The sequence below is a fragment of the Borborobacter arsenicus genome (assembly GCF_003934165.1).
GTDB classification, from domain to species: Bacteria; Pseudomonadota; Alphaproteobacteria; order Rhizobiales; family Rhizobiaceae; genus Pseudaminobacter; species Pseudaminobacter arsenicus.
Genome location: NZ_RKST01000006.1, coordinates 84191 through 105985, shown reverse-complemented (window position 1 = coordinate 105985; position 21795 = coordinate 84191). Strand labels below are relative to the sequence as shown.

Sequence of the window (21795 nt, the reverse complement as noted above, 5' to 3'; positions counted from 1 at the left end):
ACATGACAGGATCGGAAAAGAGGCTGAACCAATGACGGCGCGATTGCAGCGAGGCCTCGGCGTTGCCCTGTGGCGGCAGATTGCGGACGGCATAAGAGCCGGGATCGCCAATGGGCTTGCCGATGAGACCGGCCGGCTGCCGCCGGAAGCAGAGTTGGCGGAACGCTTCGGGGTCAACCGCCATACGGTGCGCGCGGCCATCGCCGCGCTCGCGCATGAAGGCGTCCTGGAGTCGCAGCAGGGGCGCGGAACCTATGTGCGGCGCAGGAAGCGTCTCATCTATCCGATCGGCGAGCGGACGCGGTTCTCCGCTGGGCTCGGCGACCAGGCGCGCGATACGCGCAGTGAAATGATCGGCACGGCGAACGAGTCGGCAGCCGCATGGGTCACGGCGGCGCTCGATCTTGCGACGGGGACCGGGGTAGTCCGCATCGAAAGTCTCGGCAGGGCCGACGGCATTCCTGTGTCCCGATCGACATCCTGGTTCGAGGCGGATCGCTTCGAGGGCATCGCCGAACTCTTCTCCAGCACCGGCTCCATGACGGCGGCGCTTGCGGGGTTAGGCGTTGCCGATTATCGCCGTGCCTCGACCTCGATCGAGGCACGCCATGCCGAGGAAGCCGATACGCGCGAACTGCAACTGGCGCCCGGTGCCATCGTGATCGTCACGCGCGCCGTGAACTGTGATCTGTCCGGGCGACCCGTGCAGTGCTCGGTGACGCGCTTTGCCGCTGATCGAGTGGAACTGGTGGTCGACACTATGGCCCTCGGCGGCAAGTGATGCCGGATGGAGCCCGCTTCGGGTCACAAACTCACCATTATGGGTAAGCGATCCGAGCTTTCTTGCAGCGATAATATCGGGAATACGCCTGCTCAAACCGTACGCTGTACGAATTGCAGGTCACCTCAACACTGTTGTGACCACGGAAGTCCGGCTTGCGGCTACAGCGCTGGCGGAGAGGGAGGGATTCGAACCCCCGATGCCCTTGCGAGCATGCCGCATTTCGAGTGCGGTGCATTCGACCACTCTGCCACCTCTCCGTGTCGTGGTCAGCCGGGTTTTGCCGGCGCGGCGCTCTAGATACTGGCTGACGGGCCAGGTTACAAGACCTCCCCGACACGTTATTTGCGCCTCGGCTTGACTCGTTCGCTTAGCTGCGATAGGCACGGCACAATTCCGGCGTGGGGTCTGTTCCGCGCCGGTCGTATTTTGAAACCCCGCAGACTGATAAAAAGACGGCCAGCCCGCATTCTTGCGGACGAAAGGCCGGACCGAACAGCGAAAGGCAAAAAATGTTCGCAGTCATTAAGACCGGTGGCAAGCAGTATCGCGTTGCCGCCAATGATGTTCTCAAGATCGGCAAGCTTGTTGCCAATGCCGGCGATACGGTGGAATTCACCCAGGTTCTGGCTGTTGGCGAAGGCGAGAATGCCACCATCGGCGCGCCCTTCGTGGAAGGCGTGGTGGTCACGGCCGAAGTGGTCGAGCAGGGCCGCGGCGCCACGGTCATCGCGTTCAAGAAGCGCCGCCGCCAGAATTCACGCCGTACCCGCGGTCACCGGCAGCACGAAACCACCGTGCGCATCGCCGAGATCCTGACCGCAGGGGCGAAGCCGGCGAAGAAGGCCGCCGCCAAGAAGGAAGCCGCAGCCGAGACGGAGCCGAAGACGGTGGCCGCCGGCGCGGAAAACGAATAAGCTACGGACTGAAGGAGAAAACCCATGGCACATAAGAAAGCTGGCGGTTCGTCGCGCAACGGTCGTGATTCGGAATCCAAGCGCCTTGGCGTCAAGAAGTTCGGCGGCGAAGCAGTCGTCCCGGGCAACATCATCATTCGCCAACGCGGCACCAAGTGGCATCCCGGCGCCAATGTCGGCATGGGCACCGATCACACGCTCTTTGCAATGGAAGCCGGCGCGGTCGCTTTCCGCAAAAAAGCCAATGGCCGAACCTACGTATCGGTCAACCCGATTACCGAAGCAGCGGAGTAGCCGGTTCCGCACCACAACACCGGCGCCCCATCTCGGGACCGGTGTCTGGCAGAATCCAGAAAAAGCATCAGGGGAGATGGGTCGCCATCTCCCCTTTTTCTTGCCTGGAGGACACGAAATGGTTGCCGAATCGGAAGATTTTGATGACGAAAGCTTGGCGATCGATTGCCCGGTGCTGATCACCGAGCGTCTGGTCATGCGCCCGCCGCATGAGGACGACATCGCTGACCTGGCGATGATGGCCAACAACCGCAAGGTTGCCGAAATGCTGTCGCGCATGCCGCACCCCTATGGCATTGCCGAGGCGCGCTCGTTTCTGGCCATGGCCGGGCAAAAGCGTGTCGCCGGCTGCATCTATGCGCTGACGCAGGCCGAAACCGGCACTTTCGTAGGCTGTGCCGGCCTCAACGCCACCGAGCGCGGGCTGGAATTGGGCTACTGGGTCGGCGAGCCTTACTGGAAGCGCGGCTATGCGACGGAAGCAGCCCATGCGCTGGTCGATCTCGCCTTCCGGGCAACCTCGATCAATGTGCTGCATGCGTCCTGCCGGGTCATCAATCCACCGTCGCGGCGGGTGATCCACAAATGCGGCTTTCAGTATGCCGGCCAGGGCATGCTGAATTCGATCGTGGCCGGCCAGGTTCCGGTCGAGCGCTACCGGCTCGACCGCAAGACCTGGGTCAGCCTGCGCACCTGGGCACAGTAACCGGCGACTTGGGACCATCTGCCGCTGCATCGCAGTCGGCTGGTGGTCCGCTTCGCCTGTTTTGCGCAACAACCGAAGCCTCCCTCGCGCTTGGCCGCACTTTGCGCTAAAGCATCGGGCCGAAAGCGGGGACGCTTCAGGCACGCCACGAAATCCACAGCAGCGAAATCCTTGTTCCGATGAAATTTCTCGACCAGGCCAAAGTCTACATACGCTCAGGCGACGGGGGCGCCGGCAGCGTCTCCTTCCGCCGCGAGAAGTTCATTGAATTCGGCGGACCGGACGGCGGCGACGGCGGGCGCGGCGGAGATGTCTTCGTTGAGGCGGTCGATGGGCTGAACACGCTGATCGATTATCGCTACCAGCAGCATTTCCGCGCCAAGACCGGCGTGCACGGCATGGGCCGCAACCGCACCGGCGCCAAGGGCGCCGATGTGACGCTGAAGGTGCCGGTCGGCACCCAGGTCTATGAGGAAGACAATGAGACGCTGATCTGCGACCTCACCGAGGTCGGCCAGCGCTTCCGCTTGGCGGCGGGCGGCAATGGCGGCTTCGGCAACCAGCATTTCAAGACCGCGACCAACCAGGCTCCGCGCCGCGCCAATCCCGGCCTGTCGGGGCAGGAGATGACGATCTGGCTGCGGCTGAAACTCATCGCCGATGCCGGGCTGGTCGGCCTGCCCAATGCCGGCAAGTCGACCTTCCTGGCGGCAGTCACGGCGGCCAAGCCGAAGATCGCCGATTATCCCTTCACCACTCTCTATCCGGGCCTTGGCGTCGCCCGCATCGATGCCCGCGAATTCGTCATCGCCGATATTCCGGGCCTCATCGAAGGTGCGCATGAGGGCGTGGGCATAGGCGACCGCTTCCTCGGCCATATCGAGCGCACGCGGGTGCTCCTGCATCTGGTTTCCGCGCAGGAGGAAAGCCCTGCCAAGGCCTACAAGACCGTGCGCGGCGAACTCGAGGCCTATGGAAACGGCCTTGCCGACAAGCCGGAAGTGGTGGCGCTGAGCCAGGTCGATACGCTTGACCCGGAACAGCGCAAGAAGAAGCTTGCCGCGCTCAAGCGCGCTGCCGGCGGCCCGGTATTCCTCCTCTCCGCGGTCAGCGGCGAGGGGGTGGAGGCCGTGCTGCGCGCCCTGATGGCCGAAGTCGAGGCGGCGCGCGAAGAAGAGACACCGGCCGAGCCCGACGAGCGGTGGGTGAGGTGATCCGGGATTGCATGTGATGTTTGAATTCAATCTTGCTTGTTCTCGTCGCGAAGCTGAGGCGATTGAGGCCCGGTCATGAGCCTGCACTCCCTGAAATCCCACCGCCGTATCGCGGTGAAGATCGGCTCGGCCCTGCTGGTTGACCGAACCCGAGGCCTGAAGCGCGAATGGCTGGCCTCACTGGCCGATGATGTCGCAGCCCTTGCGTTGGAAGGCGTGGAAGTGCTGGTGGTATCGTCGGGCGCGATTGCGCTCGGCCGCACCATTCTCGGCCTTGGCCGGCGCACGCTAAAGCTGGAGGAAAGCCAAGCCTGTGCCGCAGTCGGCCAGATTGCCCTTGCCGGCGCATGGTCCGACGAGCTTGGCCGTAACGGGCTGAAATCCGGCCAGGTGCTGGTGACGCTCGGCGACACCGAGGAGCGCCGGCGTTATCTCAATGTGCGCGCAACCATCTCCACGCTGCTCAAGCTGAAGGCGGTGCCGGTCATCAATGAGAACGACACGGTCGCCACATCCGAGATCCGCTATGGCGACAATGACCGGCTCGCCGCGCGCATAGCCACCATGATGGGCGCGGACCTTTTGGTGCTGCTGTCGGACATAGACGGGCTCTACACCGCCCCGCCGGCGCTCGATCCGTCGGCCGAGTTCATTCCGGTCATCGACACGATCACGCCCGATATCGAGGCGATGGCCGGTGCGGCGGCGTCGGAACTGTCGCGTGGCGGCATGCGCACCAAGCTCGACGCCGGCAAGATCGCCACCGCCGCCGGCACCGCCATGATCATCACCTCCGGCACCCGGCTCAATCCGCTCGCCGCCATAGATCGCGGCGAACGCGCCAGCTTCTTCAAGCCCAGCGACCATCCGGTGAAGGGCTACAAGACCTGGATTGCCGGCCAGCTCGAAGCGGCTGGGCAGCTTGTGGTCGATGCCGGCGCCGTCGGGGCGCTGCTGTCGGGCAAATCACTGCTGCCGGCCGGCGTGAAGCTGGTCAGCGGCAATTTTTCGCGCGGCGATACGGTGGCGATCATCGATCCGGCCGGCCGCGAGATCGCGCGGGGCCTCGTTGCCTATGATGCCGCCGATGCCGTAAGGATTGCGGGGTTGAAGACCAATCAAATCGCCTCCGTGCTTGGCTATGAGGGGCGCTCGGCTATGATCCATCGTGACGATCTGGTGGTGAGCCACAATGGGGTCGCCGAGAAGGCCCGGCTCTAGGGAAGTAGCATGCTGACAATGCCCGAGAAATCACGTGACGACACTATTGCCCTGATGGCCGGGATCGGCCGCAAGGCGCGCGCCGCCGCCCGCCCGCTGGCCATTGCCGCCCCACAGGTCAAGCGCGACGCCCTGCTTGCCATGGCCGATGCGGTCGTCGGCAACGAACAGGCGATCCTGGCCGCCAATGAAATCGACATGAAGAATGGTGGGGAAGCCGGACTCGGCTCCTCCTTTCTGGACCGGTTGAAACTCGATTCCAAACGCATCCACGCCATTGCCGAGGGCATCCGTGCCATCGCCGATCTTGACGATCCCGTCGGCCAGGTCACGGCTGCCTGGGACCGGCCCAACGGCCTGCATATAGAGCGGGTGCGCACGCCACTCGGCGTCATCGGCGTCATCTATGAAAGCCGACCCAACGTCACTGCCGATGCCGGCGCGCTCTGCCTCAAGGCGGGCAATCCGGTCATCCTGCGTGGCGGCTCGGATTCGCTTAATTCGTCTGCCGCCATCCATGCCTGCCTGGTCGAAGGTCTGGTTGCGGCCGGCCTGCCGCGGGACTCCATCCAGCTTGTGCCGACCGCGGACCGGGCGGCTGTCGGCGAAATGCTCAAGGGGCTTTCGGGCAATCTCGACGTCATCATCCCACGTGGCGGCCGCAGCCTGGTCGAACGCGTACAGACCGAGGCGCGCGTCCCGGTCTTTGCGCATCTGGAAGGCATCTGCCATGTCTATATCGACAGATCGGCACGGCTCGATATGGCGGTCGAGGTAACGCTCAACGCCAAGATGCGGCGCACCGGCATTTGCGGCGCGGCCGAGACGCTGCTGGTCGATCGCGCGGTTGCGCCCACGCATCTCGTTCCCGTGCTGGAGGCTTTGGCCAAGGCCGGCTGCGAAATCCGCGGCGATGCGGAAGTCGTGAAGGCGTTTCCTGCCGCGCGCCTGGCAACCGATGCCGACTGGATCACCGAATATCTCGATGCGGTGATCGCCGTGCGGCTGGTCGATGGCGTGGGCGGTGCGATCGAGCATATCGAGACCCACTCCTCGCACCACACCGAGGCAATCATTGCCGAGGAGGCACAAGCGGTCGAACGCTTCTTCAACGAGATTGATTCGGCCATCCTGCTGCACAACGCCTCCACGCAGTTCGCCGATGGCGGCGAGTTCGGCATGGGGGCGGAGATCGGCATCGCCACCGGCAAGATGCATGCGCGCGGGCCGGTCGGCGTCGAACAGCTCACCTCGTTCAAGTACCGCGTGCGCGGCGCGGGCCAGGTGCGGCCTTGAGTGTCGCTTAGCGCAAGGCCGTCGCCGCTGCCCGAGGGGGGTAACTGTCAGTCATGTTTGGCGGGGTCGATCAGCGTTATCTGCGCATGCCCTATGTCGAAAAGGGCATGCAGGTCGGTCTGTTCGGCGGGTCGTTCAATCCGCCTCATGCCGGCCACGCGCTGGTTGCCGAAACCGCCTTGCGCCGGCTCCATCTCGATCAGCTCTGGTGGATCGTCACACCGGGTAACCCGTTGAAGGTCAACCGCAATCTTGCGCCCCTGGCCGAGCGCATCCGGCTTTCGGAAGAAACCGTGCACGACCCGCGCGTCAAGGTCACCGCTTTCGAGGCCGCGCACAAGATCCGTTACACCGCAGATGCGCTGGAACTGGTCAAGAGCCGCAATCCTGGCGTCGATTTCGTCTGGATCATGGGGGCAGACAGCCTGCGCGACTTCCATCGCTGGCAGCGCTGGCGCCAGATCGTGCTCACTTTCCCGATTGCCGTCATAGACCGTCCCGGTGCCACTCTGGCCTTCCTCTCATCGGTCATGGCCAAGACCTTCGATCACGCCCGGATCGACGAAGCCGATGCCCCGCGCCTTGCCCGCATCAGGGCGCCGGCCTGGACTTTCATTCACGGTCCGCGCTCCTCGCTGTCGTCCACCGCCATCCGCGACGGCGCGGTTTGAGACAAACAGAAATGCGGCAAGAACAAACAGTTAGAGCGGCAGCCCGGATTTGGCCGGGCATTCGCCCGCTCTATGTCTTGAAACTGCAACGCGACTCTGCCTATCTATTCTCTATCTTCGCAATAATGCGGGGATATCGTTGTTCTTGTTTCGGAAGGAAAGACACTGAGAACAGCACTTCGGAAGAAGGCCAATATCGTGCCTTCGCCGGCCGGGATCAGCGGAAACGACTCCGTGTCCCGTGCCATCGCGACAGTCCTTGCCAGTCTGGAAGACTCCAAGGCCGAAAACATCGTCTCCATCGATCTTTACGGGAAATCAGCCCTCGCCGATCACATGGTGATCGCTTCCGGCCGGTCGCACCGTCATGTCGCTGCGGTGGCCGATCATCTCCTCAAGGCGCTCAAGGATGCCGGCTTCGGCAATGCGCGTGTCGAGGGGCTGGCATCGGCAGACTGGGTGCTGATCGATTCAGGCGATATCATCGTCCATATCTTCCGCCCCGAAGTCCGCGACTTCTACAATCTCGAAAAAATGTGGCAGGCGCCGGATCTTGGGCAGGAAACGGTCCATTGATGCATCTTCGGCGGGAATTGGCGACAATTTCCGCTTGTTGGCATGCATCGATCGGATGCGATCGGCCTTGAAAGCATGATCCCGAAAGGGACCATGCGCCGGTAAAAGAGACTGGACTGGATGAAGATTGCCATTCATGCCGTGGGCCGGATGAAGGCTGGCCCCGACAAGGAATTGGTCGAGCGCTATCTCGATCGCTTCGCCAAGAGCGGGCCGGCGATCGGGCTTGAATTTTCAGGCGTTCTTGAAACGCCCGAAAGCCGCGCTCAGGCCGCGCCCGAGCGCAAGCGCGAGGAAGCCGAGCGGTTGCGAACGCTGCTTGCCGGCGGTGCCGCACTGGTCCTGCTCGACGAGCGCGGCAAGAACCTGTCATCTCAAGATTTTGCGGCGAGGCTTGGTGCACTGCGCGACGGTGGCCAGCGCCAGCTTGTCATCGCCATCGGCGGCGCCGATGGTCACGATGCGAGCCTGCACGAAAACGCCGCGCTCATGCTGTCCTTCGGGGCGCTTACATGGCCGCATCAGCTGGTGCGCATCATGCTGGCGGAGCAGCTCTATCGCGCCACCACCATTTTGTCCGGCCACCCCTATCACCGGGCCTGATCGAAGCGGTTGTGTGAACGCGACCAGTCCGGCAAGAACCGACGTCAGGCAATGGTTGATGGTTCGTTAACGAACAAACCGCTAAGGTCGGCCGAAACATGCAGCGTCCCTAAAATGTTTGGAACGGTAATCCGTAGAGCAAGCCTTATGCCGGCAGGCCGCCGCCTGCTGATCGCGGCCCTGCTTGCTTTCTTGCCGGGGCTTGCGGGCGCGCAGGATGTCGATGCGATCGTGGCCGATCAGGCCGCGCGGCAGGCCGAGTATGAAAGCGTGATGCGCGACATGACGCTCTCGGCCGATCGGCTGGAGCAGCTTTCGGCCGACATCGCCAAGGTCAGGAAGGATCATGCGACGCTCACGGCAGCGCTGATCCAGTCGGCCAAGACCGAAAAGAAGCTCAGCCAGGACATAGAGGATATTACCGGCAAGCTCGAAGGGCTGAAGGAACAGCAGGAGGGCATCCGCGTCTCACTTGCCGAACGGCGTGGCGTGCTGGCCGAGGTGCTGGGCGCCCTGCAGCGCATGGGCCTCAATCCGCCGCCGGCGATCCTGGTCAAGCCGGAAGACGCGCTGTCATCGGTGCGCAGTGCCATCCTGCTTGGCGCGGTGGTGCCTGAACTGCGCGAGGAAACCGAAATCCTGATGGCCGACATGAAGGAGATGAACCGGTTGTCGGCCTCGATCCTGGCCGAGCGCGAACGGCTCTCGGCCTCCGTGCGTGACCAACTGGCCGAAAAGCAGCGGCTTTCCATGCTCCTGGAGGAAAAGCAGAACCTGCAGGAAAAGGCCGAGGCCCAGATTGAGGACGAGCGCGTGAAATCGCAGGAACTTGCCGCGCGCGCCGGCAGCCTGAAGGACCTCATAGCCTCGTTGGAAAAACAGGCCGAAAAGAGCCGCAAGGAGGCCGAGGCCGCCAGGCGCGCTGAAGAGAAGCGCCTTGCGATCGAAGCTGAGCGGACGGCGCCGCCGGAGGCCAATCGGCTGGTCGCCAGCGCGCCCTTTTCGGCGCTGCGCGGGCAACTCGCCTTGCCGGTCACCGGGCGCATCAAGCGCCGCTTCGGGGGCAAGGACAATAACGGCGGCGTGATGTTCGGCGACATGGTTGCGACACAATCGGGCGCCATCGTCACCGCCCCGGCCGACGGGACGGTTCTTTATGCGGGGCCTTTCCGATCTTATGGACAACTCTTGATCCTGAATGCCGGCGACGGTTATCATGTCGTGTTGGCGGGGATGAGCAGAATCAGCGTCACGCTCGGCCAATCTGTTCTCGCAGGTGAGCCGGTCGGCGCGATGGGGGAGGCGAGGGTGGCTAGTGCCGCGGCCTCGTCAAATGGAAATACCGGTCCGGAACTCTATGTCGAGTTCCGCAAAGATGGAAAACCCGTCGATCCGACCCCGTGGTGGGCGGAGCGTCTCTCTGGAAGGGCAGGAAATGATACGTAAATTGTCGCTTCTGTTTGCAGGCGCGCTGATGGGAGCATCGGCCATGTCGCTGGTCTATGGCGCGCCCGGCTCCACGGCTAATGCGGCGGGCTCCGAAACCTACCGCCAATTGGCGATCTTCGGCGATATTTTCGAGCGCGTGCGCGGCCAATATGTCACGCCGCCTGATGAGAAGGCGCTGGTCGAAAGCGCCATCAACGGCATGCTGACCTCGCTCGATCCGCATTCCTCCTACATGAACCCCGAAGCCGCCAAGGACATGCGCGTCCAGACCAAGGGCGAATTCGGCGGGCTCGGCATCGAAGTCACGATGGAAAACGAGCTGGTCAAGGTTATCACCCCGATCGACGACACCCCGGCCTCACGCGCCGGCGTGCTGGCCGGCGACTTCATCGCCAAGATCGACGGCGAGGAAGTGCGCGGCATGACGCTCAACGACGCGGTCGAGAAGATGCGCGGCCTGGTCAATACGCCGATCAAGCTGACCATCCTGCGCGAAGGCGCCGACAAGCCGCTTGAGATCACCGTGGTGCGCGACATCATCAAGGTCAAGGCGGTCAAGTTCCGCGTCGAGAACGATGTCGGCTATATGAAAGTGACCTCGTTTACCGAAAAGACCTTCGACGATCTCCAGAACGCGATCGACCAGATCAAGAAGGACATCCCGGCCGACAAGCTCAAGGGCTATGTGCTCGACCTGCGGCTCAATCCCGGTGGCCTGCTCGACCAGGCGGTGAGCGTCTCGGATGCCTTCCTCGACCGTGGCGAGATCGTCTCGACCCGTGGCCGCGACCCCAAGGACATCACCCGCTTCGATTCGCGTCCGGGCGATTTGACCGACGGCAAGCCGATCATCGTGCTGGTCAATGGCGGTTCAGCCTCGGCCTCCGAGATCGTCGCCGGCGCGCTGCAGGACCATCGCCGCGCGACCGTGCTCGGTACGCAGTCCTTCGGCAAGGGCTCGGTGCAGACCATCATCCCGCTCGCCGAAAACGGCGCCTTGCGGCTGACGACGGCGCTCTATTACACGCCGGCCGGCAAGTCGATCCAGGGCAAGGGCATCACCCCCGACATCAAGGTCGAGCAGCCGCTGCCCGACGAGTTGAAGGGCCGTGACCTTACGCGCGGCGAGTCCGACCTCAAGGGCCACATCAAGGGTGCCGAGGAGAGCGACCAGGGTTCCGGTTCGGTCGCCTATGTGCCGCCGGAGGCCAAGGACGACATCCAGCTCAACTATGCGCTGGACCTGTTGCGCGGCACCAAGACCGACCCCGCCTTCCCGCCCAATCCCGAAAAGGCGGTGATGAACCAGTAGGCGTTCCCCACAGGGCGAGCGTATCGCCGGACCGGCCATGACGAGGTGCCCAGGCATTCGTCATGGCTCGAACCGCCGAATTTGCCTGAAAACCGGGCGTGTTACCGAAAAGCAGTTTCGCTATTCGGGACCTGCCCTACCAAGGGCTTGGGGCTTTCACCTGCATCCGTCGGGCGCAAGGAAGGCTCTGTTTTCGCAGGCAAAGGGTGCAGCTTGGCGCCAGAGCAAAAGGATATCGATCGTCCGCTGGGCCAGGCAGCCAGGACCTCGGTCCGCGCGCGGTTCGGTTTTTCGCTGCGCTCGCAGACCATGATGGCTACCATCGCCGTGGTCGCGGTTGTCGCCGTTTCCGCAGCCATCTCGCTGCGCGAGCAGCCCTTTCGCACCCCTGCCGCTGTCGCCACGCCGCAAGCGCCAGCACCTGTCGCGAAAACCGTAGCGGCCGCTCGCAAGATCCCGCAAGGCGCGGCAACGCCAGCCGAGGGCCCCTCCATCATCCATGTCAATCCGCCGGAGACTTCCGCAAATGGCGTGGTCGTCATCCGCGATCCCTCGGCGATCGGGCAGAACCTGCGCGTTGCCCACCTGCCGGACAAGGCGCTGATCGAAGAGGGCGCCAGCGGCCCGTTGCCCGTCCGCGCCGCCGATGGCCGTCGCCCGATCGATGTCTATGCGCGGCCGTGGTCGGGCGCTCGCGGCGCGCGCATCGCCATCGTGATTGGCGGTCTTGGCGTGTCGCAGACCGGCACCCAGAGCGCCATCCGCAAACTGCCGCCCGAGATCACGCTCGCCTTCGCCTCGCAGGGCAACAGCATCGGCCGCTGGATGCAGGAAAGCCGGCGCGAGGGCCATGAGATCGTCATGCAGCTGCCGCTCGAGCCGTTCGACTATCCCAATGTCAATCCCGGCCGCAACACGCTGACGGTGGCCGCATCGGCCGAAGAAAATCTGGAGAACCTGCGCTGGACGTTGTCGCGCACGACCAACTATACCGGCGTGATGAACTATATGGGCGCGCGCTTCGCCGCCGATCCTGCCGCCATGAAGCCGGTCATGGCCGAGCTTGGCCGGCGCGGGCTGCTCTATCTCGACGACGGTTCTTCGGCCCGCAGCACCGCGCCCGAACTGGCGCTGGAAAGCGCGGTGCCCTTTGCCGTCGGCGATACGGTGATCGACCAGACGCGCGAGCGCGGAGCCATTCTCGACAAGCTCGACGAGCTGGAGCGGATGGCACGCGCCAAGGGCTTTGCCATCGGCACCGGCTCGGCATTCGACGTCACCGTCGATGCGGTCGCGGCATGGGCGAGCGAGGTCAGGAAGCGCGGTATCGAGATCGTCCCGATATCGGCAGTCGTCACCGATCCGGAACGAAGTTGAGGTCCCGAATTGCCCAAATTGATCGATCCCGAAACTCTCCCCTATCGGCCCTGCGTCGGCATCATGGTGTTGAATGCGGCGGGTCTGGTCTGGGCGGGCCATCGCATCGCTGAAACCGACAGCGAAATGGCCGGCACCGACCGGCTCTGGCAGATGCCGCAGGGCGGCATCGACAAGGGCGAAGACCCGCTGCCGGCGGCCTTGCGTGAGCTTTACGAGGAAACCGGCATGCGCAGCGTCCACCTGCTGGCCGAGGCGCCGGGCTGGATCCGCTATGATCTGCCGGCCGACAAGGTCGGCGTCGCCTTCAAGGGCAGATATCGCGGCCAGGAGCAGAAATGGTTCGCCTTTCGTTTCGATGGCGACGAAAGCGAAATCACCATCAACCCGCCGCCCGGCGGGCATGAACCCGAATTCGACCAGTGGGCGTGGAAGCAGATGACCACGCTGCCGGAACTCATCGTGCCGTTCAAACGGCAGGTCTATGATGAGGTCGTGAGCGCCTTCCGCCATCTGGTGGGGTGAGCTGCGTCCTCGCAGAACTCGGGTTCCTCGCCCCCACGAAGTGGGGGAGAGGTAGCGAGCGCAGCGAGCCGGAGAGGGGGTGCCTTGCGACCGGGCGCAATTTTCTCGTACTTTCCCTCCACGATCCGCCCGCCGCCATCGAGCAACAGGGACAGGCCCCTCTCCGGTTTGCTGCGCAAACCACCTCTCCCCACTTCGTGGGGCGAGGAACCTAGGTGGCGAAGAAACGCAACCTCTCAAAGCGCACCAGGGTTCGCGCTCCTCAGCCTTCCAGCTCTTCGCGCAGCATCTCCAGTTCCAGCCATTCCTCCTCCAGTGCCGCCAGCGTTTCACGCTCCTTGTCGAGCGCGGCGATGGTCTTCTGGAAGCCCTTGGGATCGCGCTCGTAGAAGGCCGGGTCGGCGATGTTGTTTTCCAGGTCGGAAATGGCCGCGGACACCGCCGCCATCTTGCCCGGCAGATTGTCCAATGCGAATTTCTGCTTGAAGGAAAGCTTTTTCGATGGTCCCTTGGTGTCCGCGCTTGCGGCCTGCTGTTCCGCCACCGGCTTCTTCACCCCACGACGCTCGCTAAGCTTCGTTCCGCCGCGCTGCGCCAGCATGTCGGCATAGCCGCCGGCATATTCGATCCAGCGTCCCTCGCCATCGGGCGCGATGGTGCTGGTGACGGTGCGGTCGAGGAAGTCGCGGTCATGGCTGACGAGGATGACCGTGCCGGAAAATCCGGCCACCAGCTCCTGCAGGAGTTCCAGCGTTTCCATGTCGAGATCGTTGGTCGGTTCGTCCAGCACCAGCAGATTGGCCGGCCGCGCCAGCACCCGCGCCAGGATCAGCCGCGCCCGCTCGCCGCCGGACAATTCGCGCACCGGCGTGCGCGCCATTTCCGGCTTGAACAGGAAGTCCTTCATGTAGGAGACGACATGGCGCTCCTCGCCATTGACGACGAGATTGTCGCCGCGCCCGTCGGTCAGGAAATGCGCCAGCGTCTCCTGCGGGTCTACCGCCTCGCGCTTCTGGTCGAGCGTGGCGATCTCAAGATTGGCGCCGAGCCGCACCGAGCCGGAATCGGGCGCAAGTTCCCCCGTCAGCATCTTCAGAAGCGTGGTCTTGCCGACACCATTCGGGCCGACGAGGCCGATGCGGTCGCCGCGCTGAATGCGGGTGGAAAATTCCCTCACCACGGCAAGGTCGCCGAAGCTTTTGGCGATGTTTTTCGCCTCGATCACCAGCTTGCCGGATTCGGCCGCGTCGCTCGCCACCATCGTCGCCGTGCCCTCCGCACCGCGATGATTGCGGAAGCGCTGGCGCATCGCCTGCAATTCGCCGAGGCGACGCATATTGCGCTTGCGCCGCGCCGTCACGCCATAGCGCAGCCAGTGTTCCTCGCGCACGATCTGGCGGCCAAGCTTGTGTTGGTCGCGCTCCTCTTCCTCAAGGATCGTGTCGCGCCATTCCTCGAAATGCGCAAAGCCCTTGTCGAGACGGCGCGTCTGGCCGCGATCGAGCCAGATGGTGGCGCGCGAGACGCGCTCTAGGAAGCGCCGGTCATGCGAGATCATGATCAGCGCCGAGGAAGTACGCGACAGCTCGTCTTCCAGCCATTCGATGACGGTCAGATCGAGATGGTTGGTCGGCTCGTCGAGCAGCAATATGTCGGGTTCGGGCGCCATCACCCTTGCAAGGGCGGCGCGCCGTGCCTCGCCGCCGGAAAGGTCGCCGGGGTTTTCCTCGCCGGTCAGGCCCAGATGCTCCATCAGATAGGTGGCGCGGTAATGGTCGTCGGCCGGTCCAAGCCCGGCCTCGACATAGGCCCGCACAGTGGCAAAGCCATCCATGTCCGGCATTTGCGGCAGATAACGGATGGTGGCCGAAGGCTGGCGGAACACCTCGCCGTCCTGCGGCTCGACCATTCCGGCGGCGATCTTGAGCAGCGTCGACTTGCCGGAGCCGTTGCGGCCGACAAGCGCGATCTTTTCGCCGGAGGATGCCGAAAGTGCTGCGCCGTCGAGCAGCGGCGTGCCGCCAAAGGTCAGCCTGATACCGTCGAGATTGAGAAGCGGTGGAGCCATTATGCTTTCAGTGTTCCGGGAGGGGATAGGGATGGGCGATGAGCACCGCGCGGCCGCTTTTGAGGGCGATGCGCAAAGTGCCGCTCACCTCGTTGGATAAGGTAAGCGAGGAGCCGAAACCGACCTCGACATTGTCGAGCGGCCATTTTGCGCCGGTCTCGGTCAGGCCCGACAGTTCGGAAAGCCCGAGCACGGAAAACAGTGTGCCGTCCGCATAGTCGAATTCAGTCGTTCCCGGCAGCAGCGGCTGTCCCTCTTGCGCGCCGCTGGTCAGCAGCGTCGGGATGCCGTCTTCGGCAAGGCGCAGCGCCAGTGAGAGATGGAGGAAGGCATGGTCGGTACGGGTGCCGCCGAAGGCGCCGGCAAGGATTAGCGAAGTGGCGCCACGCTCAAGCGCTGCGGCAATGGCCAGTTCGCCGTCCGTCTTGTCCTTTTCGGCCGGAAACACCTGCTTTTCGATGCCTCTATGGCTCTCCGGCAAATCGTCCGGGACGGAATCGAAATCGCCCACCCATAGTTCAGGCAGGATGCCGAGCATGACGGCATGGGCCATGCCGGCATCGGCCGCAATCACGCGGCTGCCCTGCAACTGGGCTTCAAGGCGGGGCGTGCGCACAAGCTCGCCCCCAAGCAGGATGAAAAATCGGCTCATTGTGGCCCGCCTCTATCACGGGCGGGGCCGAAAGCAAAAGCCGTTCCGATGCCTGCCTTATGGTGCAGGGTCGAGACCGCCCATGCGGCAGACTTCGCGCCACTCAGCTTCCGTCACCGGCTGCACCGAAAGCCGCATGGAGGTGACCAGCGACATATCGGCAAGCTTCGGATTGGCCTTGCACTCGGCCAGGCTGACAGGCTTGGGCATATCGCGCATGGCGCGGATATCGACGCATTCCCAGCGCGGATCGTCGGTGGTGGTGTCGTGATGGGCAAGCGCGCAGACCTCGACGATGCCAACCACTTCCAGCCCCTCATTGGAGTGGTAGAAGAAGCCGAGATCGCCGATCTCCATGGCGCGCATATTGTTGCGCGCCTGATAGTTGCGCACCCCGTCCCATTGCTCGCCTTTCTTTCCAACCGCCTTCAGCATGTCGAAGGAAAATTTGAACGGCTCGGATTTGAACAGCCAGTATTTCATGTCGTGTTGCCTCAGGTGCTTGCCGGATTGTTGATGACCCAGTTCCAGGCCGTAATCTCGACGGAGGCGAACAAGCCCGCCTTGGCATAGGGGTCGCTGGCCGCGATCGCTTCGGCGGCCGCGCGGTCGGCGGCTTCCACCATCATCAGGGTGCCGCAGGATTTGCCTTCATCGTCCAGGAAAGGGCCAGCGAATTTCAGCTTTCCCTCGGCATTGAGCGCCGCGAGAAAGGCGAGATGGTCCGGCCGTACATCGAGCCTTAGCTGGAGATGATCGGGCTTGTCCTTGCAGATGAACGCAAACAGCATGGCCTCTCGGCTCCTTTACCTATTCGGATTCCTGGCGCAGCGGGCGCGACATCAGCGCCGCCACGGCCTCTTCAATGGTGACATGCCCGGCAAGTATCTGCGCCACGGCCGTGATGATCGGCGCATCGACGCCGCGTTCAGTGGCAATCCGGGCCGCAATTGCCGCGGTGGCCACCCCTTCGGCGAGCGGGCGGCCGGAAAGTTCCTCGCCGCGCCCCAGCGCCAGCCCATAGGCGAAATTGCGCGACTGCACCGACGAGCAGGTCAAAAGCAGGTCACCGAGGCCGGAGAGCCCCATCAGCGTTTCGGGGCGCGCGCCGAAAGCGGCCGCGATGCGGCGCAGTTCGACAAAACCGCGCGTGACCATGGCTGCCTGCGCGCTGGCGCCGAGCCCGGCACCGGTGACGGCACCAGCGGCGATGGCAAAGACATTCTTCAGCGCGCCGCCTATCTCCACGCCGGTGAGATCGTCGGTCGAATAGCAGCGGAAGCTTTCGGTGGAAAATCGATGGGCGAGTGCGGCCGCCTCCGCCTCGGCCCTTGCCGCAATCACCACGGCGGTCGGCAGGCTGCGCGCCACATCGGCGGCAAAGCTGGGGCCCGACAGCACCGCGACCGGGTTCTGCGGCAGGATGCTGCTGGCGATCTGCGAAGGCAGCCTTCCGGTGCCGCTCTCTATGCCCTTGGCGCAGAGCACCAGCGGCACGCCCTCGGGAACGCGCGGCTGGATGTCGTCAAGCACCTGCGCCAGCACCTGCGCCGGCGTCACCACCAGCACGCAATCGGCATCGGCAAGCGCAGCTTTGAGATCGGAGGTCGCATCCAGTGTCGGATCGAGCTTTATTCCCGGCAGATAGCGCGGGTTCTCGTCCTTGCCGATTGCCGCCACCGTCTTTGCGTCGCGCGCCCACAGCCGCACCGCATTGCCGGCTCGCTGCATGGTCAGGGCAAGGGCCGTGCCCCAGGCACCGCCGCCGAGAACCGTAATGCGATAATCACTCATGCCTTGGCCCCCCGCCGTCCCGAGCCCACGACCGGCGCCGACACGCTGTCGAGCGGCCAGCGCGAGCGCGGCACGAAATCCATCGCATCCGGGTCGGCCAGCCCCGCCTGCAGCCGTTCTATGCCCGCCCAAGCGATCATCGCCGCATTGTCGGTGCACAGCGCATGCGGCGGCGCGACGAAGCGAAAGCCGTGCGACGCGCAAAGCTCTTCCAGCGTTGACCGGATTTTTCTGTTCGCCGCTACCCCGCCGGCAACGACAAGGGCGGGCGCTTCGCTATCGGGATAGTCTTCCCGGAACCGCACCAGTGCCCGCGCCACGCGGTCGCCAAGCGCATCGGCAACCGCGCTCTGGAACGACGCACATATATCAGCCACATCCTGGTCGCTGAGCGGTGCGATGGAGGTCGCCGCCTGCCGCACGGCGGTCTTGAGGCCCGAAAAGGAAAAGTCCGGCCGGCTTTCGCCCTTCATCGGGCGCGGAAAGGCAAAGCGGGCCGGATCTCCCTTTGCCGCTGCCTTCTCGACATTCGGCCCGCCCGGATAGGCGAGACCCAGCATCTTTGCCGTCTTGTCGAAGGCCTCGCCCAGCGCGTCGTCGATGGTGGTCGCCCAGCGCTGATAATCACCGACGCCGCGCACTAGCACGATCTGGGTGTGGCCGCCGGAAACGAGCAGCAGCAGATAGGGGAAGGAAAGGCCATCGGTCAGCCGCGCCGTCAGCGCATGGCCTTCCAGATGGTTGATGGCGAGCAGTTGCTTGCCCGAAGCCGCCGCTATAGCCTTTGCCGTCATCAACCCGACGATCAGGCCGCCGACCAGGCCTGGCCCAGCGGTGGCGGCCACCGCATCGACATCCGCAAGTCTGGTATCCGCATCGGCCAGTGCAGCCTCGATGATCCCGTCAAGCGCCTCGACATGGGCGCGTGCGGCGATTTCGGGAACCACGCCGCCAAAGGCGGCATGTTCCTCGATCTGGCTCAGCACGACATTGGACAATATCTCGGGTGCCGCACCTTCGCGCAGGCCGACCACGCTTGCCGCTGTCTCGTCGCAGCTCGTCTCGATGCCGAGAACGCGGATCATGGCGTCATTTCGTTGCATTGCCCGGCCGTGATTTCCTCGCTAGGAGGGTCTAGACTTAAAAACCCGTTCGCCGGGTGGGTATCACGGACCGAGCCTCATGCAAACAACAGCGTTGAAAATCGGCACCCGCGCCAGCCTGTTGGCAATGGCGCAAGCCACCGAAACACGAGACCGCCTGATGGCGGCGCACGGGCTTACCGAAGCCGCCTTTGAAATCGTGCCGCTCACCACCAGTGGCGACCAGATCCAGGACAAGCCCCTGTCGGAAGTCGGCGGCAAGGGCCTGTTCACCAAGGAATTGCAGGACGCGCTATTCGACGGGCGCATCGACATTGCCGTGCACTCATCGAAGGACATGGCGACGACGCTGCCGGAAGGGCTCGAAGTTTCGACCTTCCTGCCGCGCGAAGACCCGCGCGATGCCTTCATCGGCAGGCTGGCGCCTTCCATCGCCGAACTGCCGCAAGGCGCCACTGTCGGCTCCTCGTCGCTGCGGCGGCAGGCGCTGATCAAGCGCATGCGCCCCGACCTCAATGTCGTGATCTTCCGCGGCAATGTGCAGACAAGGCTGCGCAAGCTCGACGAAAAGATCGCCGATGGCACGATCCTCGCCCATGCCGGCCTGCGCCGTCTCGGGCTGACCGAGATCATCACCGACCTGATGCCGCTGGAAAAATTTCCGCCTGCACCCGGCCAGGGCGCAATCGGCATCGAACACCGTTCCGCCGATGGCTGGGTGAAGGACCTGCTGGCGCCGATCCATCATGCGCCGACCGGCTATGCGCTGGTCTGCGAGCGCGCCTATCTGCGTGCGCTGGATGGCTCGTGCCGCACGCCGATCGCTGGCCATGCCATTATCGACGGCGACCATCTGTCTTTCAGCGGCATCATCCTTTCGCTGGATGGCAGCGAGGCGCATGAGGTGCGGCGCGAAGGCCATGTTGCCGATGCCGCCCGGATCGGCCGCGAAGCCGGCGAAGATGTGCGGGCAAGGGCCGGAACGCGCTTCTTCGAGGGCTGGGGCTGAATGAACAGCCGCCGCGTCCTGGTGACCCGGCCACAGCCCGGCGCGGCAAAGACCGCGCGGCGGCTGGCAGAAATTGGGTTTGCGCCCATTGTCCTGCCGCTTTCACAAACCCGCGCCCTGCCGGTTTTGCCGGCAGATGTTCCCGCTACGATCGATGCGGTGGCAGTCACCAGCGTCAATGCTATCCGCCATGCGCCGCCCGATCTCATTGCCGGGCTGGCCGGTTATCGCTGTTTTGCCGTCGGCGCAAAGACCGCGGCGGCGGTGCGCGAGGCAGGGTTTTCGTCGGTTCTCGAAGGCCCCGGCGACGCTGCCGGCCTTGCCGGGATGATCGCGGGGGAGGCAAGGCCGGGTACGCTTGTCGCCTATCTCACCGGTCGGGTCCGGCTGGAGGCTTTTGAATCGGGTCTCGCCAAAGCCGGGATGCGCACATTCGCAATCGAGACCTATGATACGCTGGCGATGGACTATTCGACCACCGAGCTGGCAGGCGAATTGGGAAACCACCGGATCGACGCCGTCCTGCTCTATTCGTCGAAATCGGCGCAAGCCGTCACGGCAATCATCTCCCGGGCTGAATGGGATTTTCATTTCGCCGAAACGCGCTATTTCTGCCTTTCTGCCCGGATTGCCGCAAAATTGCAGGGAGCGGTTCCCGACAAGGTTTCGATAGCGGTGGAACCGACGGAGGGCGCCCTGCTGGCGCTTCTGGAACGCGCCTTCTGACACCTCGTCATCACGCGGCCCTTTTCACATGGTGCTGGTGTGGTAGTGATCCTGCTACAGTTCCCGCGACCAGGGATTTTCAGACAGCACGAATTGCGGAGCTTTCATATGGTCAAGACGCCGAAGACGCGGCATTCCAAGTCCCATCGCGAGCCGGTGACAATCGAACTAGAGCCGGACGCCGTGTCGCGCGTGACCGAGACCGATGCGCCGGCACCCGACGAAACGCCGGCACATGCAGCCGCCGACCAGGGCGAATCATCACAGGTGGAGACAGGCGAAGCGACGGTTTCACCCGGTTCCACGGATGATTACGCTGCTGGCGCCCCATCGGGCTATGATTTTTCCAGCGCTGACGACAACTCGCCGGGCGCCGGCACATTCGATCAAAAAGCCGAAGCAACAAGCGAGCCTGCACAAGCAAAGCGTGAGGCCCGCCAAGGTGGCCTTGGCCTGGTGGCAGCCGGCATCGTCGGCGGGGTGATTGCACTCGCCGGTGCCGGTGCCCTGCAATTTGCCGGCATCCTGCCCGCAGCCAATTCCAGCGGTGCAAGCCAGGCGCCGGATTCGGTCCAGACCGAGCTTGCGCAGCTCAAGCAGGCGGTTGCGGGCCTCGAAGGTGAGGCCGGCGGCCCCGATACTGAGCTGACCGGCCGCGTCGATGCCCTTTCGCAAACCGTGGAGCAGCTCAGGGCCGACACGTCCGCCCTGAAACAGGCCGTGGAAACCGCCGGCGGAGACAATGCCGATCTCCGGACACTGGAAACGCGCCTGACCGAAGCCGAGGCGTCGATTGCGGCACTTCGCCAACAAGGCAGCGAGCAGCCGGCAGGAGGCGACGTTGCGGCACTGGGCGAAAAACTTGCCGGGCTGGAAGCTCTGGTAGGAACTGCCGACGAAACGGCAAAAAGCACCACTGAGCGACTTGGCACGCTCGAACAGACGGTTGGGACCCTTTCCGGCAAGGTCGAAGCGCAGGAAGCACAGCCCAAGATCGCACTTTCCATAGCGGCTTCCGCACTCAAATCCGCCGTGGATCGCGGCGCCCCTTTCGAGGCGGAACTGGAGACCTTTGCCGCAATCGCGCCCGACGCGCCGGAAATCCAGCCGCTGCGTGCCTATGCCGGACAGGGTGTGCCGTCGCGCAATGATCTCGCAAACGAGAGCGACGCGGCGGTGAAGGCGATCATTGCGGCTGCCAAGCCGCTCGCCGAGAATGCCGGCTTCTTCGATCGGCTGCTGAGCAGTGCCGAATCTCTGGTTTCCGTGCGTCCCATCGGCGCCGTGGAGGGGAGCGGGATTCCTGAAACCGCCGCGCGCATGGAATTTGCCGTGAAATCCGGCAATCTGGACCAGGCGCTGGCCGAATATGAGAGCCTGCCCGAACCGGCCAAGGCCGCCGGCAGCGCCTTTGCCGAAAAGATCCGCGCCCGCGCGGAAGCCGAACGCTTGGTCGACCGGCTGGTCGCCGGCGCAATGAAGGCCTGAGGCGGGAAACGAC

General features: G+C 64.0%; 22 protein-coding genes, 1 tRNA gene and 1 pseudogene. 17 read left to right on the top strand and 7 right to left on the bottom strand.

Annotated elements, in window-relative coordinates:
• Positions 1 to 31: 31 nt before the first annotated feature.
• Positions 32 to 781 (top strand): phosphonate metabolism transcriptional regulator PhnF, encoded by a 750-nt coding sequence (gene phnF, locus EET67_RS11205; RefSeq protein WP_128626264.1) that lies wholly within the window; start codon positions 32 to 34, stop codon positions 779 to 781.
• Positions 782 to 951: 170 nt separating this feature from the next.
• On the opposite strand, the gene EET67_RS11200 is transcribed toward phnF, so the two are convergent.
• A tRNA-Ser gene (locus tag EET67_RS11200) sits at positions 952 to 1041 on the bottom strand.
• A 252-nt stretch (positions 1042 to 1293) separates the two neighbouring features.
• Here EET67_RS11200 and rplU point away from each other — a divergent pair.
• From rplU to EET67_RS11135, 13 genes and pseudogenes are all read left to right on the top strand, one after another.
• Positions 1294 to 1689: pseudogene (rplU, locus tag EET67_RS11195) on the top strand (50S ribosomal protein L21); the annotation flags it as partial.
• Between the two features lie 33 nt (positions 1690 to 1722).
• On the top strand, positions 1723 to 1992 hold the full coding sequence (gene rpmA, locus EET67_RS11190; protein ID WP_128626262.1) for a 50S ribosomal protein L27: 270 nt from the start codon (positions 1723 to 1725) through the stop codon (positions 1990 to 1992).
• 118 nt (positions 1993 to 2110) lie between these two features.
• Positions 2111 to 2698 carry a GNAT family N-acetyltransferase gene (locus tag EET67_RS11185; protein WP_165899869.1) on the top strand — a complete coding sequence of 196 codons (588 nt, stop codon included), beginning with the start codon at positions 2111 to 2113 and terminating at the stop codon, positions 2696 to 2698.
• Positions 2699 to 2877: 179 nt separating this feature from the next.
• Positions 2878 to 3912, top strand: coding sequence for a GTPase ObgE (gene obgE / locus EET67_RS11180; RefSeq protein WP_128626260.1), 1035 nt, complete (start codon positions 2878 to 2880; stop codon positions 3910 to 3912).
• An 81-nt stretch (positions 3913 to 3993) separates the two neighbouring features.
• Positions 3994 to 5133, top strand: a complete 1140-nt coding sequence (gene proB, locus EET67_RS11175) for a glutamate 5-kinase (RefSeq protein WP_128626466.1) — start codon at positions 3994 to 3996, stop codon at positions 5131 to 5133.
• Between the two features lie 9 nt (positions 5134 to 5142).
• The gene (locus EET67_RS11170; protein ID WP_128626259.1) at positions 5143 to 6429 is read left to right on the top strand and encodes a glutamate-5-semialdehyde dehydrogenase; all 1287 of its coding nucleotides are present in this window, start codon (positions 5143 to 5145) and stop codon (positions 6427 to 6429) included.
• An 86-nt stretch (positions 6430 to 6515) separates the two neighbouring features.
• Complete coding sequence (locus tag EET67_RS11165; protein ID WP_128626465.1) at positions 6516 to 7100, top strand: nicotinate-nucleotide adenylyltransferase; 585 nt, start codon at positions 6516 to 6518, stop codon at positions 7098 to 7100.
• Between the two features lie 198 nt (positions 7101 to 7298).
• A complete protein-coding gene (gene rsfS / locus EET67_RS11160) occupies positions 7299 to 7676 on the top strand; it encodes a ribosome silencing factor (RefSeq protein ID WP_128626258.1) in 378 nt (125 codons plus the stop codon).
• Between the two features lie 120 nt (positions 7677 to 7796).
• Complete coding sequence (rlmH, locus tag EET67_RS11155; RefSeq protein WP_128626257.1) at positions 7797 to 8279, top strand: 23S rRNA (pseudouridine(1915)-N(3))-methyltransferase RlmH; 483 nt, start codon at positions 7797 to 7799, stop codon at positions 8277 to 8279.
• Positions 8280 to 8426: 147 nt separating this feature from the next.
• Positions 8427 to 9725 (top strand): murein hydrolase activator EnvC family protein, encoded by a 1299-nt coding sequence (locus EET67_RS11150; protein WP_128626256.1) that lies wholly within the window; start codon positions 8427 to 8429, stop codon positions 9723 to 9725.
• The gene (locus EET67_RS11145) at positions 9715 to 11040 is read left to right on the top strand and encodes a S41 family peptidase (RefSeq protein WP_128626255.1); all 1326 of its coding nucleotides are present in this window, start codon (positions 9715 to 9717) and stop codon (positions 11038 to 11040) included. Before EET67_RS11150 ends, EET67_RS11145 begins: the two co-directional genes overlap by 11 nt.
• Before the next feature lie 213 nt (positions 11041 to 11253).
• A complete protein-coding gene (locus tag EET67_RS11140; RefSeq protein WP_165899866.1) occupies positions 11254 to 12417 on the top strand; it encodes a divergent polysaccharide deacetylase family protein in 1164 nt (387 codons plus the stop codon).
• A 9-nt stretch (positions 12418 to 12426) separates the two neighbouring features.
• Positions 12427 to 12942 carry an RNA pyrophosphohydrolase gene (locus tag EET67_RS11135; RefSeq protein WP_128626254.1) on the top strand — a complete coding sequence of 172 codons (516 nt, stop codon included), beginning with the start codon at positions 12427 to 12429 and terminating at the stop codon, positions 12940 to 12942.
• Between the two features lie 262 nt (positions 12943 to 13204).
• Here the strand turns inward: EET67_RS11135 and EET67_RS11130 are convergent, their stop codons facing one another.
• The 6 genes from EET67_RS11130 to tsaD are packed head-to-tail and all read right to left on the bottom strand — an operon-like array spanning position 13205 to position 18538.
• Positions 13205 to 15010, bottom strand: coding sequence for an ABC-F family ATP-binding cassette domain-containing protein (locus EET67_RS11130; protein WP_128626253.1), 1806 nt, complete (start codon positions 15008 to 15010; stop codon positions 13205 to 13207).
• Positions 15011 to 15017: 7 nt separating this feature from the next.
• The gene (locus EET67_RS11125) at positions 15018 to 15662 is read right to left on the bottom strand and encodes a thiamine diphosphokinase (protein WP_128626252.1); all 645 of its coding nucleotides are present in this window, start codon (positions 15660 to 15662) and stop codon (positions 15018 to 15020) included.
• Positions 15663 to 15719: 57 nt separating this feature from the next.
• Complete coding sequence (locus tag EET67_RS11120; RefSeq protein WP_128626251.1) at positions 15720 to 16145, bottom strand: EVE domain-containing protein; 426 nt, start codon at positions 16143 to 16145, stop codon at positions 15720 to 15722.
• 11 nt (positions 16146 to 16156) lie between these two features.
• Entirely contained in the window at positions 16157 to 16453 is a 297-nt protein-coding gene (locus tag EET67_RS11115; RefSeq protein WP_128626250.1) for a YciI-like protein, read from the bottom strand.
• A gap of 19 nt (positions 16454 to 16472) precedes the next feature.
• Positions 16473 to 17456: an NAD(P)H-dependent glycerol-3-phosphate dehydrogenase gene (locus EET67_RS11110; RefSeq protein WP_128626249.1), complete on the bottom strand. Its 984-nt coding sequence runs from the start codon at positions 17454 to 17456 to the stop codon at positions 16473 to 16475.
• Positions 17453 to 18538: a tRNA (adenosine(37)-N6)-threonylcarbamoyltransferase complex transferase subunit TsaD gene (gene tsaD / locus EET67_RS11105; protein WP_170313227.1), complete on the bottom strand. Its 1086-nt coding sequence runs from the start codon at positions 18536 to 18538 to the stop codon at positions 17453 to 17455. Before tsaD ends, EET67_RS11110 begins: the two co-directional genes overlap by 4 nt.
• Positions 18539 to 18638: 100 nt before the next feature.
• On the opposite strand from tsaD, the gene hemC reads away from it, so the two are divergent.
• The 3 genes from hemC to EET67_RS11090 all read left to right on the top strand — a co-directional run bounded on the left by hemC (position 18639) and on the right by EET67_RS11090 (position 21782).
• Positions 18639 to 19568 carry a hydroxymethylbilane synthase gene (gene hemC, locus EET67_RS11100; protein ID WP_128626247.1) on the top strand — a complete coding sequence of 310 codons (930 nt, stop codon included), beginning with the start codon at positions 18639 to 18641 and terminating at the stop codon, positions 19566 to 19568.
• The gene (locus tag EET67_RS11095) at positions 19569 to 20294 is read left to right on the top strand and encodes a uroporphyrinogen-III synthase (RefSeq protein WP_128626246.1); all 726 of its coding nucleotides are present in this window, start codon (positions 19569 to 19571) and stop codon (positions 20292 to 20294) included.
• Between the two features lie 108 nt (positions 20295 to 20402).
• Positions 20403 to 21782 carry a COG4223 family protein gene (locus EET67_RS11090; RefSeq protein ID WP_128626245.1) on the top strand — a complete coding sequence of 460 codons (1380 nt, stop codon included), beginning with the start codon at positions 20403 to 20405 and terminating at the stop codon, positions 21780 to 21782.
• Positions 21783 to 21795 lie beyond the last annotated feature (13 nt).